This is a genomic window from Pseudomonas nunensis, assembly GCF_024296925.1.
Taxonomy (GTDB): Bacteria; Pseudomonadota; Gammaproteobacteria; order Pseudomonadales; family Pseudomonadaceae; genus Aquipseudomonas; species Aquipseudomonas nunensis.
The window spans coordinates 5,800,752-5,816,912 of sequence record NZ_CP101125.1; the positions used below are offsets into that span (position 1 = coordinate 5,800,752).

Here is a 16,161-nt window from a genome sequence, read left to right on the forward strand (position 1 = left end):
CGCGCCCTGATGCACACGCTGGTAACAACCGATGATGAAGTCCAACCTGATCGCCGCCGCGGAGATCGACCGCCTCGATACCTGGGCCAAATATTCTGCCCCGATGTGCGGTTCCTGCGTGTCGAGCTGCTGCACCTTGCCGGTCGAGGTCAAGATCAAGGATCTGATCCGCATCGGCATCGTCGACGAGTTCGAGCGCGGCGAGCCGGCGAAAAACATCGCCAAGCGCCTGCAGAAGGAAGGGATCGTCGAGCGTTACAGCCAGAAGACCGAGATCTTCACCCTCCAGCGCATGAGCAACAACGATTGCCTGTACCTGGATCGTAAGAGCCGTCTGTGCACTATTTATGAAAAGCGCCCGGATACTTGCCGCAACCATCCAAAAATCGGTCCGCGGCCGGGGTATTGCGCTTACAAGCCCAAAGAAATTGTGCGTGAGACCAGCGCCAGTCGCCGCACCCTCGAGAAGTTTTAACCCGATCACAAAAATCGCCCCAATCCCGTAGCAGCTGTCGAGCCCCAGCGAGGCTGCGTCCGACTGCGCAGCAGTCGTAAATTCTGTAAATGCAGTCCCAGGAATTACCGTGGCGCATGGTTTAACGACTGCTGCGCAGTCGGACGCAGCCTCGCTGGGGCTCGACAGCTGCTACAAGAGCTGATTGCGTTGCCCAGACAAACAAAAACGCCCCCGACCTTGCGGTCGGGGGCGTTTTTTTGTCAGCTAACTAAGTAACTCAGTTACCGGACTTCTTGGCAGCGCGGGTACGCTCGCTTTCGCCCAGGATCTTCTTACGAAGACGGATGGACTTAGGAGTCACTTCGCACAATTCGTCTTCTTGAACGAATTCCAGAGCTTGTTCCAGGGTGAAACGGATAGGCGGAACCAGAGCGATGGTTTCGTCTTTACCCGAGGCACGCATGTTGTCGAGCTTCTTGCCTTTGGTTGGGTTAACGCCCAGGTCGTTGTCGCGGCTGTTGATGCCGACGATTTGACCTTCGTACACGTCTTCACCGTGACCGAGGAACAGTTTGCCGCGAGCTTGCAGGGTTTCCAGCGAGTAAGTCAGAGCCTTACCGGTAGCAACCGAAACCAGCACGCCGTTCTGACGGCCGGACATGTCGCCGGACTTCATCACGTCGTAACGGTCGAAGATCGAGGTCAGGATGCCTGCACCGGAGGTCAGGGTCAGGAACTCGTTACGGAAACCGATCAAGCCACGAGCCGGGATGTTGTACTCAAGGCGCACACGGCCCTTGCCATCCGGAACCATGTTGGTCAGGTCGCCTTTACGGATACCGATCTGTTCCATGATCGAACCTTGCGATTCTTCTGGCAGGTCGATGGTCACGTTTTCGTACGGTTCGTGCTTGACGCCGTCAACCATGCGGATGATCACTTCCGGACGACCAACACCCATTTCGAAGCCTTCGCGACGCATGGTTTCGATCAGTACCGAGAGGTGCAGCTCACCACGGCCGGAGACTTTGAACTTGTCGGCGGTGTCGCCTTCTTCAACGCGCAGGGCAACGTTGTAGAGCAGTTCTTTGTCCAGACGTTCCTTGATGTTACGGGAAGTCACGAACTTGCCTTCTTTACCGCAGAAAGGCGAGTCGTTTACCTGGAAGGTCATGGAAACGGTTGGTTCGTCAACGGTCAGCGGCTTCATCGCTTCGACGTTCAGTGGGTCGCACAGAGTGTCGGAGATGAACAGCTGGTCGAAGCCGCTGATGCAGACGATATCGCCGGCAGCTGCTTCTTCAACGTCGATACGGTGCAGACCGTGGTGACCCATCAGCTTCAGGATACGGCCAGTACGCTTCTTGCCGTCGGCGTCGATAGCGACAACCGGAGTGTTCGGCTTGATGCGGCCACGAGCGATACGGCCAACGCCGATAACACCCAGGAAGCTGTTGTAGTCCAGAGCCGAGATTTGCATCTGGAACGGACCATCGCGGTCGACTTTCGGCGCAGGTACGTTGTCGACGATCGACTGGTACAGCGGGGTCATGTCTTCAGCCATGTCGGTGTGTTCCAGACCGGCAATACCGTTCAGGGCCGAGGCGTAGACGACTTTGAAGTCCAGCTGTTCTTCGGTAGCACCGAGGTTGTCGAACAGATCGAAGATCTGGTCCAGAACCCAGTCCGGACGCGCGCCTGGACGGTCAACCTTGTTGATGACCACGATTGGACGCAGGCCGGCTTCGAAAGCCTTCTTGGTCACGAAACGGGTTTGCGGCATAGGGCCGTCTTGAGCGTCAACCAGCAGCAGAACGGAGTCAACCATCGACATTACGCGTTCAACTTCGCCGCCGAAGTCGGCGTGGCCCGGGGTGTCCACGATGTTGATGTGGTAGCCGTTCCAGTTGATGGCGGTGTTTTTCGCCAGAATGGTAATACCGCGCTCTTTCTCCTGGTCGTTGGAGTCCATCACGCGCTCGTCGTTGAGCTCGTTGCGCTCCAGGGTGCCGGATTGACGCAAGAGTTTGTCTACCAGGGTGGTTTTACCATGGTCAACGTGAGCAATGATGGCGATGTTGCGTAGATTTTCGATCACTTGTGTATCTCGATCAGAGGATTCGGTGTGCTGACAAGTCTTGGCAGCGATTAACAGTAGAGTCCGGCAAAGCCGTTACAGCTTGACGGCGGCGTCGGGGGGCCGGTGACGCAGGCCACAGGCAAACAGCCCCGGGCACTTAGCTCGGTCGATAAACGCGCACATTGGCATGCCCCTCACTGAGCAAATGGTGGGCATGCAGGCGACTCATCACGCCTTTGTCGCAATACAGCAGGTACTGGCGAGTAGGGTCCAGTTCCTTGAAACGAGCGTTCAATGCATAAAACGGCATCGTCTGTACCTCAATGCCAGCAAGTTCCAGCGGCTCGTCTTCAGCGGCATCCGGGTGACGGATGTCGATGATGATCTGGCCCGCCAGTGCTTCGCTGACTTCTTCGATCTGCAAGTCCTGGCCCAATTCGTCGATCACGCGATCGATCGGCACCAGTTTGGCGTTTTCGAGCGCACGCTCGAGGACCGCCATGTCGAACTGTTGTTCTTCGTACTCCACGCGGTTGCGCTTGGCGTGGGTCTTGGGGTTCACCGAGATGACCCCGCAGTATTCCGGCATGTGCTTGGCGAAGTCGGCAGTCCCGATTTCGTTGGCCAGGTCGATGATGTCCTGCTTGTGACTGGCGATCAGCGGGCGCAAGACCAGCTTCTCGGTCACACAGTCGATCAACGACAGGTTCGGCAACGTCTGGCTCGAAACCTGGGAGATCGCCTCACCGGTAACCAGCGCATCAATGTCCAGCCGATCGGCAATCTTCGACGCAGCGCGCAACATCATACGCTTCAAAACTACGCCCATATGACTGTTATCGACTTTCCCGAGAATTTCTCCCAGTACTTCCTCGAACGGCACACTGACAAATAACACGCGTTGGGAGCTGCCGTACTTCTTCCAGATGAAGTGCGCGACTTCCATGACGCCCAGTTCATGGGCCCGTCCGCCCAGATTAAAGAAGCAGAAATGGCTCATCAGGCCACGGCGCATGATCTGGTAGGCGGCGACTGTCGAGTCAAAGCCGCCGGACATCAATACAAGCGTCTGTTCCAGCGCTCCCAGCGGATAACCGCCGATGCTGTTGTGCTGGCTGTGGATCACATACAACCGTTGGTCGCGAATTTCGATGCGAACTTCGATTTCCGGCTCTTTCAGCGAAATCCCGGCGGCGCCGCACTGACGACGCAGCTGGCTGCCGACGTATTTCTCCACGTCCATGGACGAGAAGGTGTGATGCCCACCGCGCTTGCAACGCACCGAAAAGATCTTCCCGGCCAGTGCATCGCCGTAGTGCTGCTTGCACTTGGCAACGATGTCGTCGAAGTCACCCAGCGGGTATTCATCGACCTGCAGGAAATGCGCGATGCCCGGCATGCAGCTCAGGCGCTCGGTCATCTCCTTCAGGGCCCGGGGCTCAGTGACGCGGGTTTCCAGCTCGAGGTTGTCCCACACACCGTTCACCACCACAGCCGGGTCCAGATCGCGGAGCACGGCACGGATGTTCTTGGCCAATTGGCGGATGAAACGCATCCGTACCGGGCGGCTCTTGATGGTGATCTCGGGGAAGACTTTTACGATTAGTTTCATGAAAACAGCGCGCGCTGGGCCAGCCGAAAAAGGGGGGCGCGGATTATAGCGGAAATTGCTCAAGGTTTAACCAGTTAATATGCAGAACGTTTCGCGCGCACCAAAACGGGTCATTTGTTGAAATAGACGCTACATTACGGGGCAGTTATTTCAGCTTTGCGGCGCAATGCACCTCTATAAGCGTGATATTGGGGCAAAAAACCCATGGTGGGGCACTGGCATGCAATTTGCTCCCTTGTGAGGCAGGTTGCCTTGGCAGAGTATTCGCGCCGGCATCACCCACATTCTAAGGGCATCCACTACTAAGCCCGAAGCCACCCGGAGGACACTATGTCGAAGTCGGTTCAACTCATCAAAGATCATGACGTCAAGTGGATTGATCTGCGCTTCACGGACACCAAAGGCACTCAGCACCACGTGACCATGCCGGCTCGCGACGCGCTGGATGACGCTTTCTTCGAAGAAGGCAAAATGTTCGACGGTTCCTCCATTGCTGGCTGGAAAGGCATCGAAGCCTCCGACATGATCCTGATGCCGGACGACAGCACTGCCGTTCTCGACCCGTTCACCGAAGAGCCGACCCTGATCCTGGTTTGCGACGTGATCGAGCCTTCGACCATGCAAGGCTACGACCGTGACCCACGTGCGATCGCCAAGCGTGCCGAGGAATACCTGAAGTCGACCGGTATCGGCGACACCGTATTCGTAGGTCCAGAGCCAGAATTCTTCATCTTCGACCAAGTTAAATTCAAGTCGGACATCTCCGGCTCGATGTTCAAAATCTACTCCGAACAAGGTTCGTGGATGTCCGACCAGGACGTGGAAGGCGGCAACCGCGGGCACCGTCCAGGTATCAAAGGTGGCTACTTCCCGGTTCCGCCATTCGACCACGACCACGAAATCCGTACCTCCATGTGCAACGCCATGGAAGAAATGGGCCTGACCATCGAAGTTCACCACCACGAAGTGGCGACTGCTGGCCAGAACGAAATCGGTGTGAAGTTCAACACCCTGGTCGCCAAGGCTGACGAAGTTCAGACCCTGAAGTACTGCGTACACAACGTTGCTGACGCATACGGCCGCACCGCGACCTTCATGCCTAAGCCTCTGTACGGCGATAACGGTTCGGGTATGCACGTTCACTTGTCCATCGCCAAAGATGGCAAGAACACCTTCGCTGGCGAAGGTTATGCCGGCCTGTCCGACACCGCCCTGTACTTCATCGGCGGTATCATCAAGCACGGTAAGGCCCTGAACGGCTTCACCAACCCGTCGACCAACTCCTACAAGCGTCTGGTCCCAGGTTTCGAAGCTCCGGTAATGCTGGCCTACTCGGCTCGTAACCGTTCCGCTTCGATCCGTATTCCTTACGTGTCCAGCCCTCGCGCTCGCCGTATCGAAGCTCGCTTCCCGGATCCAGCAGCCAACCCGTACCTGGGCTTCGCTGCACTGTTGATGGCTGGCCTGGACGGCATCCAGAACAAGATCCACCCTGGCGACGCAGCTGACAAAAACCTGTACGACCTGCCGCCTGAAGAGGCGAAAGAGATCCCACAAGTTTGCGGCAGCCTGAAAGAAGCCCTGGAAGAGCTGGACAAAGGTCGCGCGTTCCTGACCAAAGGCGGCGTGTTCTCCGACGACTTCATCGACGCTTACATCGCTCTGAAAAGCGAAGAAGAAATCAAGGTCCGCACCTTCGTACACCCACTGGAATATGAGCTGTACTACAGCTGCTGATCCGGTAGCGCCGGCTGCACGCGGCGTGACAAAAAGAGGCCTCCTTCGGGAGGCCTTTTTTGTGCCTGCGATTCGTCGACTGACGATGATCACCTGTGGGAGCGGGCTTGCTCGCGAATGCGGTGTGTCATTCAGAAAAAATGCAGGCTGACACACCGCATTCGCGAGCAAGCCCGCTCCCACATGGGTTTTGTGCTGTCTGATAGACCGAGGTAAATCATGCCCAAATGTTAACGACTTGGGTCTATCGCCAGCCCTGACCTATGCTGCAACCCAACACCTTCGCTTCCGGTCGATTTTATGGGTCGTGGTTTTCTCCTGATGTTGCTGCTGATCGCCCTGCCCGCCGCAGCGCAGATCTATAAGTACACCGACGCCAACGGCAACACCGCCTACAGCAATCAACCGCCGGATGGCGTCAAGGCGCAGCCGGTGGAGTTGCCGCCGCTCAACAGTGTCGCGCCTTCGGCACCTGTCACTCCGCCTGCCGAATCCAGCAGCCGCGAACAACCGCGCAACGCCTACGAGGTGCTTGAACTCACAGGCCTGCCCACCACCGAAGCCCTGCGCGCCAACAACGGCACCTTCACCGTTAGCGTGCTGATCAAGCCGCGACTGCAAGGCCCGCACTTGTTCAGGCTGTTGCTGGACGAACAACCTTATGGCCAGCCGAGCAACGTGCCGATCCTGCAACTGGTGAACATTGATCGCGGCGAGCACAGCCTCGCGGTCCAAGTGATCAACGGGGAAGACGTGGTGCAGCAAAGCCCCAGCGTGACGCTCACTGTGCAACGGGTACACACGCCTTGAAGGGCTGGCTGTTGATCATCTGCCTGATCGCCTTTCCGGCGATGGCCGACGTCTATACCTACGTCGACGCCCAAGGCAATCGGGTCTTCACCGACCAGCCGCGCCCCGGCAATGCCAAGCGTGTGCCGCTGGCCACCAGCAATCGAATGTCCGCCAACCCGACCAACGCTGCGCCGGTGATCGCCGCGCAAAAGCCGGAAGAACAACCGCTGTTCCACTACGACATGCTGCGGGTACTGGTGCCGGAACCAGACACCACGGTCCGCAGCAGCGCCGGCGAGTTGATCGTCAGCGTTACCAGCGAACCCGGCTTGCAGCGCGGTCATCGCTACCGTTTGTTACTCGACGGCCAGCCCACCGCCGAACCTGGCATCAGTCCGGTGTTCGCCTTGAGCAATATCGATCGCGGCAGCCATAACCTGTCAGTGGAAATCCTCGACGAACAGGGTCGCACCGTCGAGCGCACAGCAAATCAGCCGTTCCACATGCTGCGCATTTCCCTGGCGCAGAAGCGCAAGGTCAAGCCTTGCACCCTCACCGACTACGGCCAACGGCCGGAATGTCCGCTCAAAGACAAACCTCCCGAAGAAAAAAATCCCTTCCTGAAGTTCTTCTAACCTCGTTCAGGTTTGCGCACTATATTGGTGCGATAGGGTGCACCGTACCCACATCCAAGCCCATTTTGGTTCGAAAGTACCCGCAAAAGCTGGCAGAACGCCACGCGATCGAGCGTCAAACGCCCGTTTCAGGCCTCAAACGCTTCTTTTCGGAGCTTTGGTTTGGTTTTTGCATTTTCCCCGCATCAGCGCTCATTTGTTGCGCGCACCCTGCTCCAAAAGAGGTCCGGATGACCATTAGCGACGCACTGCATCGACTATTACTCGACAACCTGACCACCGCCACCATCCTGCTCGACGCCGAACTGCGCCTCGAGTACATGAACCCGGCGGCGGAAATGCTCCTGGCCATCAGCGGCCAGCGTAGCCATGGGCAGTTCATCAGTGAGTTGTTCACCGAATCTACTGAAGCCTTGAATTCCCTGCGCCAGGCCGTCGAGCAAGCGCACCCGTTCACCAAGCGCGAAGCGATGCTCACCGCCCTCACCGGCCAGACCCTGACCGTTGATTACGCGGTCACGCCGATCCTGAGCAACGGCGACACGATGCTGCTGCTGGAAGTCCACCCCCGTGACCGCTTGCTGCGGATCACCAAGGAAGAGGCGCAGCTGTCGAAGCAGGAAACCAGCAAGATGCTGGTACGCGGCCTCGCTCATGAGATTAAGAATCCGCTGGGCGGGATTCGCGGCGCCGCGCAATTGCTCGCCCGCGAGCTGCCGGAAGAAAGCCTGCGCGACTACACCAACGTGATCATCGAAGAAGCCGATCGTCTGCGAAACCTCGTGGACCGGATGCTCGGCTCGAACAAACTGCCTTCTCTGGCCATGTGCAATATCCACGAAGTGCTGGAGCGGGTCAGTCAGTTGGTTGAGGCCGAAAGCCAGGGCTGCATCACCTTGGTGCGCGACTACGACCCGAGCATTCCCGACGTGTTGATCGATCGCGAACAGATGATCCAGGCCGTGCTGAACATCGTGCGCAACGCGATGCAGGCCATCAGCAGCCAGAACGAGCTGCGCCTGGGCCGCATCAGTTTGCGCACCCGCGCCATGCGCCAGTTCACCATCGGCCACGTGCGCCATCGCCTGGTGACCAAGATCGAGATCATCGACAACGGTCCGGGCATTCCTGCGGATTTGCAGGAAACCATCTTCTTTCCAATGGTCAGTGGCCGCCCGGACGGTACCGGGCTGGGCTTGGCCATTACCCAGAACATCATCAGCCAGCACCAGGGCTTGATCGAGTGTGACAGCCACCCAGGCCACACCACTTTCTCGATCTTTCTGCCACTGGAACAAGGAGCCACATCGACATGAGCCGTAGTGAAACCGTGTGGATCGTCGATGACGACCGTTCTATCCGTTGGGTCCTGGAAAAAGCCTTGCAGCAAGAAGGCATGACCACGCAAAGCTTCGACAGCGCCGATGGCGTGATGAGCCGCCTGGCGCGCCAGCAGCCGGACGTGATCATCTCCGACATCCGCATGCCGGGTGCCAGCGGCCTGGACCTTTTGGCGCGGATTCGCGAACAACACCCACGGCTGCCGGTCATCATCATGACTGCCCACTCGGACCTGGACAGCGCTGTCGCCTCCTACCAGGGCGGCGCGTTCGAATACCTGCCCAAGCCGTTCGATGTCGACGAAGCGGTCTCCCTGGTCAAGCGCGCCAACCAGCACGCCCAGGAACAGCAAGGCCTGGAAGTCCCGGTCGCCTTGACTCGCACCCCGGAAATCATCGGTGAAGCGCCGGCGATGCAGGAAGTGTTTCGCGCCATCGGGCGCTTGAGCCACTCCAACATCACCGTGCTGATCAACGGCGAATCCGGCACCGGTAAAGAACTGGTGGCCCACGCCCTGCACCGCCACAGCCCACGCGCGGCCTCGCCGTTCATTGCGTTGAACATGGCGGCGATCCCGAAAGACCTGATGGAATCCGAGCTCTTCGGCCACGAAAAAGGCGCGTTCACTGGCGCGGCCAACCTGCGTCGCGGGCGCTTTGAACAGGCTGACGGCGGCACGTTGTTCCTCGATGAAATCGGCGACATGCCGGCGGACACCCAGACCCGTTTGCTGCGGGTATTGGCCGATGGCGAGTTCTATCGCGTCGGTGGTCATACACCGGTGAAGGTCGATGTGCGCATCATCGCCGCGACCCACCAGAATCTGGAAACTCTGGTGCACGCCGGGAAATTCCGTGAGGACTTGTTCCACCGCCTCAACGTGATCCGCATCCACATTCCACGGCTGTCGGACCGTCGCGAAGACATCCCGACCCTGGCCAAGCACTTCCTCAGCCGCGCCGCGCAAGAACTGGCGGTGGAACCGAAGCTGCTGAAAAGCGAAACCGAGGAATACCTGAAGAACCTGCCGTGGGGCGGCAACGTGCGTCAGCTGGAGAACACCTGCCGCTGGATCACGGTGATGGCTTCGGGTCGCGAAGTGCACATCAGTGACTTGCCGCCGGAGCTGCTGAACCTGCCGCAGGATTCGGCGCCGGTGACCAACTGGGAGCAAGCGCTGCGCCAGTGGGCTGATCAGGCGTTGGCTCGTGGTCAGTCGAGCCTGCTCGACAGCGCGGTGCCGGCGTTCGAGCGGATCATGATCGAAACCGCCCTCAAACACACCGCCGGCCGCCGTCGCGATGCAGCGGTTTTGCTGGGCTGGGGGCGTAATACCCTGACGCGCAAGATCAAGGAATTGGGGATGAAGGTCGATGGTGGGGATGATGATGAGGGGGAAGAGGGTTAATTAGCCTTCAGTTATTCGCTGACCTCTAGATCCAATCGCGAGCAAGCTCGCTCCCACAGGGATTTTTGGTGGTTTCACAATCGGGTGAACACTATCGAACCCTGTGGGAGCGGGCTTGCTCGCGAAGGGGCCGGCACATCCAACATCGATATCGCTTGAAACACCGCCTTCGCGAGCAAGCCCGCTCCCACATTTAAAGCTTCATGCACCGCACCAATGCACGATGACCCGCAATCGCGCACAGCAGCTCTTCTGAAATCTCGTCCTGAAACGCAAAAAATCTCAACCTGCACAAACACAAAAGCCCCGAATAACGGGGCCTGCAGCGCATTAGCACAACTTTCTGTTTCAACTTGTTAAAACCTGGCACGCCCCCTGCAGTAGTCCTTTCAGTGATTCAGTTCACTACCCGGTTTCGGGGACCTTGGTACAGGCAGGCCGGGGATTCCCCTCTTTACATCGGGCTCACACCGCCAACGCGACGAGCCCAACCCGTTTTGGGGCCCTTGATACAGGCAGGTCAGGGGTTCCTTCTTTACACCGGGACTTGCACGCAATGCGTAAGTCCCTGCCGTTTTGGGAACCTTGGTACAGGCAGGCCGGGGATTCCCTCTTTTATTGCTCCCGGAGATGGATCTCCAGCCGCCAGCGATCATCGACCTCACTACCGGCCCACTCACCTTGCAGTGGCCGGGCCGCCACCACCGTCAGCAACACCCCCCCATCACTCAAACGCACGCGCCAGTTCACGTCTTTGCCGTTGACCTTGAGCTGGCCTTTCTGCGCCTTGCCTTCGGCCTCGAACAACAACGCGACGCTGCCATCCACCACCTCGCCATGAGTCTTGGGTTCGTTGTTGAACCACACCACCAGCCCGTCGTCGGTGACCTCGACCTGCTGCAGTTCAGTGGGGTCGGGCGTGGTCAGGCGACCGATCATCAGCCCCACCATCAGCCCGACAATCGCCAGCGATCCCATCACTCGCGGGAATAGTTTCGAACGGTTGTCCACGGGCGGCGTAGAATGCCGCTCATCTTTACCTTCGGAGCCGTGCATGTTTCACGTCATCCTCTTCCAACCAGAAATTCCGCCGAATACCGGCAACGTTATCAGGCTGTGCGCCAACAGTGGCTGCCACCTGCATTTGATCGAACCGCTGGGCTTCGAGATGGACGACAAGCGCCTGCGCCGGGCCGGCCTCGATTACCACGAGTACGCCACCCTGCAACGCCACGCCGACCTGGCGAGTTGCCTGGAAAGCCTCGGTCATCCACGGCTGTTCGCGTTCACCACCAAGGGCTCGCGGCCGTTTCACGATGCCAGCTTCGCCGAGGGCGACGCCTTCCTGTTCGGCCCGGAAAGCCGTGGCTTGCCCGCCGAAGTGCTCGATGCACTCCCCGGCGAACAACGCCTGCGCCTGCCGATGCGCGAAGGCTGCCGCAGCCTGAACCTGTCGAACACCGTGGCGGTTGCCGTGTACGAAGGCTGGCGCCAACTCGGTTTCAAGTAACGCACATAACAAATGTGGGAGCGGGCTTGCTCGCGAAGGGGCCATAACATTCAACATCATCGTTGACTGTTACACCGCCTTCGCGAGCAAGCCCGCTCCCACATTGGACTTGCCTGGACTCGGGACCGTTTATTGAACGGTTGGAGTCTCGCCCTCTGCCTGCATGCGTTGCAGTTCTTGTGCGTACAGCGCGTCGAAGTTCACCGGAGCCAGCATCAGGGCCGGGAACGAACCGCGGGTCACCAGGCTGTCCAGGGTTTCGCGAGCGTACGGGAACAGGATGTTCGGGCAGAACGCGCCGAGGGTGTGGCTCATCGAAGCGTCGTCCAGGTTCTTGATCAGGAAGATCCCGGCCTGTTGCACTTCAGCGATGAACGCCACTTCTTCACCGTTTTTCACGGTAACCGACAAAGTCAGCACTACTTCGTGGAAGTCACCTTCCAGAGCCTTTTGACGGGTATTCAGATCCAGACCGACGCTCGGTTCCCACTGCTGGCGGAAGATCGCCGGGCTTTTCGGGGCTTCGAAGGACAAGTCACGTACGTAGATGCGCTGCAAGGAGAATTGCGGTGCGGTTTCTTCTTCGCTAGCTGCAGTGTTCTGTTGGTCAGTCATCTCAGATCCTTTCTGATCTTTGGTCTTTTAGGGTTTGCTGTTCTTGGGTGCTTAAGTCAGGCCTTGAGCATGGCGTCGAGCTTACCGGCACGCTCAAGGGCAAACAAATCATCACAGCCACCGATGTGGCGCTCGCCGATCCAGATCTGCGGCACGGACGTACGCCCGGCTTTCTGGGCCATGGCGGCACGCACCTGCGGCTTGCCATCGACCTTGATCTCTTCGAAGGCCACACCTTTGTTCTCGAGCAAGTACTTGGCTCGCGAGCAATAAGGGCAGTAATCGCTGGAATAGACGACGACGTTGCTCATATCACTTCACCAGCGGCAGGTTGTCGCCCTTCCAGCTGGAAATCCCGCCGGAGAGCTTGGCGGCGGTGAAGCCGGATTTCATCAGTTCGCGGGCATGAGTGCCGGCGGTCTGGCCCTGGGCATCGACCAGAATGATGGTCTTGGCCTTGTGCTTTTCCAGTTCGCCAACGCGAGCGGTCAACTTGTCGTGAGGAATGTTCAACGCGCCAACGATATGGCCGGCGGCGAAATCCTTGGTCGAACGAATGTCGATCACCACGCCTGCGTCCTTGTTGACCAGCCCGGTCAGCTCGCCGGTGCTCAGGCTGCGACCGCCGCCTTTCATCTCATGGGCGATCAGCAGAGCCAGCAGAACAACGAAAATACCGGCCAGCAAATAGTGGGTGGTGGCAAATGCAATCAGGTGATCAAGCATTTAAGGTGGTTCCAGGGCGTTAAAAGTGGGCCAGTATACACAGCCCCTAGGGTGGGCCAAACCCCGTCCGGCGGTGACGCGGTGTGAACTTCGCTTTAAACTGCCACTCCCTTTTCCATCGCCCTCTTTTTAACTCAGCCACGAGTGGAATCCATGACTACCACGCCTAAACCTTTGGTCCTGATCATTCTCGATGGCTTCGGTCACAGTGAGAGCCACGAAGCCAACGCCGTGTACTCGGCGAAGAAGCCAGTCCTGGACCGTCTGACCGCCAGCGTACCGAACGGCCTGATCTCGGGCAGCGGCATGGACGTCGGCTTGCCGGACGGCCAGATGGGCAACTCCGAAGTCGGCCACATGAACCTCGGCGCCGGCCGCGTGGTGTATCAGGACTTCACCCGCGTGACCAAATCGATCCGCGACGGCGAGTTCTTCGAGAACCCGACCATCTGCGCCGCCGTCGATAAAGCCGTCGCTGCTGGCAAAGCCGTGCACTTCATGGGTCTGCTGTCCGACGGCGGCGTGCACAGCCACCAGGATCACCTGGTCGCCATGGCCGAACTGGCCTTCAAGCGCGGCGCCGAAAAAATCTACTTGCACGCTTTCCTCGACGGTCGCGACACCCCGCCGAAAAGCGCCCAGTCGTCCATCGAACTGCTCGACGCGACGTTCCAGGCTTTGGGTAAAGGCCGGATCGCCAGCATCGTCGGCCGTTATTTCGCCATGGACCGTGACAACCGTTGGGATCGTGTAGCCCAGGCTTACAACCTGATTGTCGACGGCAACGGCGAATTCAACGCCGCCACCGCTCAGGAAGGCCTGCAAGCCGCTTACGAGCGTGGCGAGAGCGACGAATTCGTCAAAGCCACCTCGATCGGCGAGCCGGTGAAAGTCGAAGACGGCGACGCCGTGGTGTTCATGAACTTCCGCGCTGACCGCGCCCGTGAACTGACCCGCGTGTTCGTCGAAGACGATTTCAAGGACTTCGAACGGGCGCGCCAGCCAAAACTGGCCGGCTTCGTGATGCTGACCCAATACGCCGCCAGCATTCCTGCACCGTCGGCCTTCGCCGCTGGCAGCCTGGAAAACGTGCTGGGCGATTACCTGGCGAAAAACGGCAAGACTCAGCTGCGTATCGCTGAAACCGAAAAATATGCCCACGTGACCTTCTTCTTCTCTGGCGGTCGCGAAGAACCGTTCCCGGGCGAAGAACGCATCCTGATCCCGTCGCCAAAAGTCGCCACCTATGACTTGCAGCCAGAGATGAGCGCCCCGGAAGTTACCGACCGCATCGTCGACGCCATCGAAAATCAGCGCTACGACGTGATCGTGGTCAACTACGCCAACGGCGACATGGTCGGCCACAGCGGCAACCTTGAAGCTGCGGTGAAAGCTGTGGAATGCCTGGACCTGTGCGTCGGTCGCATCACCGCCGCGCTGGAAAAAGTCGGCGGCGAAGCGCTGATCACTGCCGACCACGGCAACTGCGAAAAAATGTCCGACGAAGAAACCCACCAGGCACACACCGCTCACACCACCGAGCCGGTGCCGTTCATTTATGTCGGCAAGCGTGACTTCAAGGTCCGTGATGGCGGCGTGCTGGCGGATGTCGCGCCGACCATGCTGATGCTGATGGGCCTGGAAATCCCGAAAGAAATGACCGGGACTTCGATTTTGGTGTAATCGCTCTTTCAAACACCGAAAAACCCTGTGGGAGCGGGCTTGCTCGCGAATGCGGTGTATCAGGCAATAAAGATGTCGCCTGACACACCCTCTTCGCGAGCAAGCCCGCTCCCACATTGGTTTTGTGGTGTTTTGGAGTGTTTTTGGAGGCAACTCCACTCCAGTTATCACACAGTCCCAATTGGGCATTTTTTTTGCGGCGCTTGCCGGGCATACTAGGCCGTCCCTTTCCCTGGTATCACCCGCCTCTATGCTTCGCGTCCTGATAGCCCTCGCTCTGACTTGCCTGCTCCAACCGGCCTTTGCTGACGAGCGCGCGCAAACCCAACAACAGTTGGACGCCACGCGTCAGGACATTGCCGAGCTGAAAAAACTGCTGAGCAAGGTGCAGGAAGAAAAATCCGGTGTGCAAAAAGACCTCAAGGGCACCGAGACCGAAATGGGCAAGCTCGAGAAGCAGGTCGATGCCCTGCAAAAAGAGCTGAAGAAAAGCGAATCCGAGCTGCAGCGACTCGATGGTGAGAAAAAAAAACTCCAGAGCGCGCGCATTGAACAGCAACGACTGATCGCCATACAGGCCCGCGCGGCCTATCAGAATGGCCGTCAGGAGTACCTCAAGCTGCTGCTCAACCAGCAAAATCCAGAAAAATTCGCCCGCACCCTCACTTATTACGACTACCTGAGCCAGGCCCGCCTGGAGCAGCTGAAAAATTTCAACGAAACCTTGCGCCAACTGGCCAACGTCGAAAAAGACATTTCGATGCAACAGGCTCAGTTGCTGGTGCAAAAAAGCAGCCTCGACAGCCAGCGTGACGAACTCGACAAGGTTCGCCAGGAACGCCAAAAGGCCCTGGCCAAGCTCAACGACGACGTCAAGGCACGCGATCAGAAGCTCGCCGCCCGCGAGCAGGATCAGGCAGACCTGTCTAAAGTCCTTAAAACCATCGAAGAAACCCTGGCTCGCCAGGCTCGTGAGGCAGAAGAAGCGCGACAAAAAGCGCTGATTGCCCAGCAGGAAGCCGAAAAAAAGCGTTTACGTGAGGCTCAGGAACAGGCCGACGCCAACACTGATGCCCCACGCAAACCCGCCAAACCGACACCTGGCGCGCTAGTTTCCAGTTCAGGCGAGACCTTTGGCGGCGCATTTGCTTCAGCCCGCGGCAAACTTCCATGGCCGGTTGATGGTCGACTGTTGGCGCGCTTCGGTGAAAGCCGCGGCGACGATGCCCGGACCAAGTGGGACGGCGTGATGATCAGCGCCTCCGCCGGCAGTCAGGTGCATGCCGTTCACGGTGGCCGCGTAGTGTTCGCCGATTGGTTGCGCGGTGCCGGGCTGCTGGTGATTCTGGACCACGGCAACGGTTTTTTGAGTCTTTACGGTCACAACCAGACGCTGCTCAAGTCTGCGGGTGACGTGGTTAAAGCCGGTGAGTCCATCTCCACTGTCGGTAACAGTGGCGGCCAGGACACACCAGCGCTGTATTTCGCAATTCGTCAGCAGGGTCACCCGAGTGATCCAGCGCAATGGTGTCGTGCGCAAGGATAAGCACGGCATCTAATTCAGG

15 protein-coding genes are annotated in these 16,161 nt (G+C 58.6%); 9 read left to right on the forward strand and 6 right to left on the reverse strand.

The genetic code is table 11. From position 1 onward, the window contains the following. Positions 1-34 precede the first annotated feature (34 nt). Positions 35-475: a YkgJ family cysteine cluster protein gene (locus tag NK667_RS25440; RefSeq protein WP_054054719.1), complete on the forward strand. Its 441-nt coding sequence runs from the start codon at positions 35-37 to the stop codon at positions 473-475. A gap of 259 nt (positions 476-734) precedes the next feature. Here the strand turns inward: NK667_RS25440 and typA are convergent, their stop codons facing one another. Further along, positions 735-2,555, reverse strand: coding sequence for a translational GTPase TypA (gene typA / locus NK667_RS25445; RefSeq protein ID WP_054055316.1), 1,821 nt, complete (start codon positions 2,553-2,555; stop codon positions 735-737). 139 nt (positions 2,556-2,694) lie between these two features. Then, positions 2,695-4,149: a tRNA uracil 4-sulfurtransferase ThiI gene (gene thiI, locus NK667_RS25450; protein WP_054055314.1), complete on the reverse strand. Its 1,455-nt coding sequence runs from the start codon at positions 4,147-4,149 to the stop codon at positions 2,695-2,697. A 330-nt stretch (positions 4,150-4,479) separates the two neighbouring features. On the opposite strand from thiI, the gene glnA reads away from it, so the two are divergent. The 5 genes from glnA (at position 4,480) to ntrC (ending at position 10,062) form a co-directional block, all read left to right on the forward strand. Then, a complete protein-coding gene (gene glnA / locus NK667_RS25455; protein WP_054055312.1) occupies positions 4,480-5,886 on the forward strand; it encodes a glutamate--ammonia ligase in 1,407 nt (468 codons plus the stop codon). 300 nt (positions 5,887-6,186) lie between these two features. Continuing rightward, complete coding sequence (locus NK667_RS25460; protein WP_054616489.1) at positions 6,187-6,696, forward strand: DUF4124 domain-containing protein; 510 nt, start codon at positions 6,187-6,189, stop codon at positions 6,694-6,696. Beyond that, complete coding sequence (locus NK667_RS25465) at positions 6,693-7,313, forward strand: DUF4124 domain-containing protein (RefSeq protein WP_054055308.1); 621 nt, start codon at positions 6,693-6,695, stop codon at positions 7,311-7,313. The genes NK667_RS25460 and NK667_RS25465 overlap by 4 nt, the downstream gene beginning before the upstream one ends. Before the next feature lie 230 nt (positions 7,314-7,543). Next, entirely contained in the window at positions 7,544-8,629 is a 1,086-nt protein-coding gene (glnL, locus tag NK667_RS25470) for a nitrogen regulation protein NR(II) (RefSeq protein ID WP_054055306.1), read from the forward strand. Beyond that, positions 8,626-10,062 (forward strand): nitrogen regulation protein NR(I), encoded by a 1,437-nt coding sequence (ntrC, locus tag NK667_RS25475; RefSeq protein ID WP_054055303.1) that lies wholly within the window; start codon positions 8,626-8,628, stop codon positions 10,060-10,062. Before glnL ends, ntrC begins: the two co-directional genes overlap by 4 nt. 615 nt (positions 10,063-10,677) lie before the next feature. Here ntrC and NK667_RS25480 read toward each other — a convergent pair. Beyond that, the gene (locus NK667_RS25480) at positions 10,678-11,118 is read right to left on the reverse strand and encodes a hypothetical protein (RefSeq protein ID WP_054616490.1); all 441 of its coding nucleotides are present in this window, start codon (positions 11,116-11,118) and stop codon (positions 10,678-10,680) included. Here NK667_RS25480 and NK667_RS25485 point away from each other — a divergent pair. Further along, entirely contained in the window at positions 11,117-11,572 is a 456-nt protein-coding gene (locus NK667_RS25485; protein WP_007949025.1) for a tRNA (cytidine(34)-2'-O)-methyltransferase, read from the forward strand. The two genes, NK667_RS25480 and NK667_RS25485, sit on opposite strands and share 2 nt — an antisense overlap. 129 nt (positions 11,573-11,701) lie before the next feature. Here NK667_RS25485 and secB read toward each other — a convergent pair whose 3' ends face one another. The 3 genes from secB to NK667_RS25500 are packed head-to-tail and all read right to left on the reverse strand — an operon-like array spanning position 11,702 to position 12,913. Further along, complete coding sequence (gene secB, locus NK667_RS25490) at positions 11,702-12,187, reverse strand: protein-export chaperone SecB (protein ID WP_028620942.1); 486 nt, start codon at positions 12,185-12,187, stop codon at positions 11,702-11,704. A 56-nt stretch (positions 12,188-12,243) separates the two neighbouring features. Further along, positions 12,244-12,498 (reverse strand): glutaredoxin 3, encoded by a 255-nt coding sequence (grxC, locus tag NK667_RS25495; RefSeq protein WP_010464569.1) that lies wholly within the window; start codon positions 12,496-12,498, stop codon positions 12,244-12,246. Position 12,499: 1 nt separating this feature from the next. After that, the gene (locus NK667_RS25500; RefSeq protein ID WP_054055299.1) at positions 12,500-12,913 is read right to left on the reverse strand and encodes a rhodanese-like domain-containing protein; all 414 of its coding nucleotides are present in this window, start codon (positions 12,911-12,913) and stop codon (positions 12,500-12,502) included. A 153-nt stretch (positions 12,914-13,066) separates the two neighbouring features. Between NK667_RS25500 and gpmI the strand changes: the two genes are divergently transcribed. Then, positions 13,067-14,596, forward strand: a complete 1,530-nt coding sequence (gene gpmI, locus NK667_RS25505; protein WP_054616491.1) for a 2,3-bisphosphoglycerate-independent phosphoglycerate mutase — start codon at positions 13,067-13,069, stop codon at positions 14,594-14,596. 250 nt (positions 14,597-14,846) lie between these two features. Then, positions 14,847-16,142 (forward strand): murein hydrolase activator EnvC family protein, encoded by a 1,296-nt coding sequence (locus NK667_RS25510; protein WP_054055294.1) that lies wholly within the window; start codon positions 14,847-14,849, stop codon positions 16,140-16,142. Positions 16,143-16,161 lie beyond the last annotated feature (19 nt).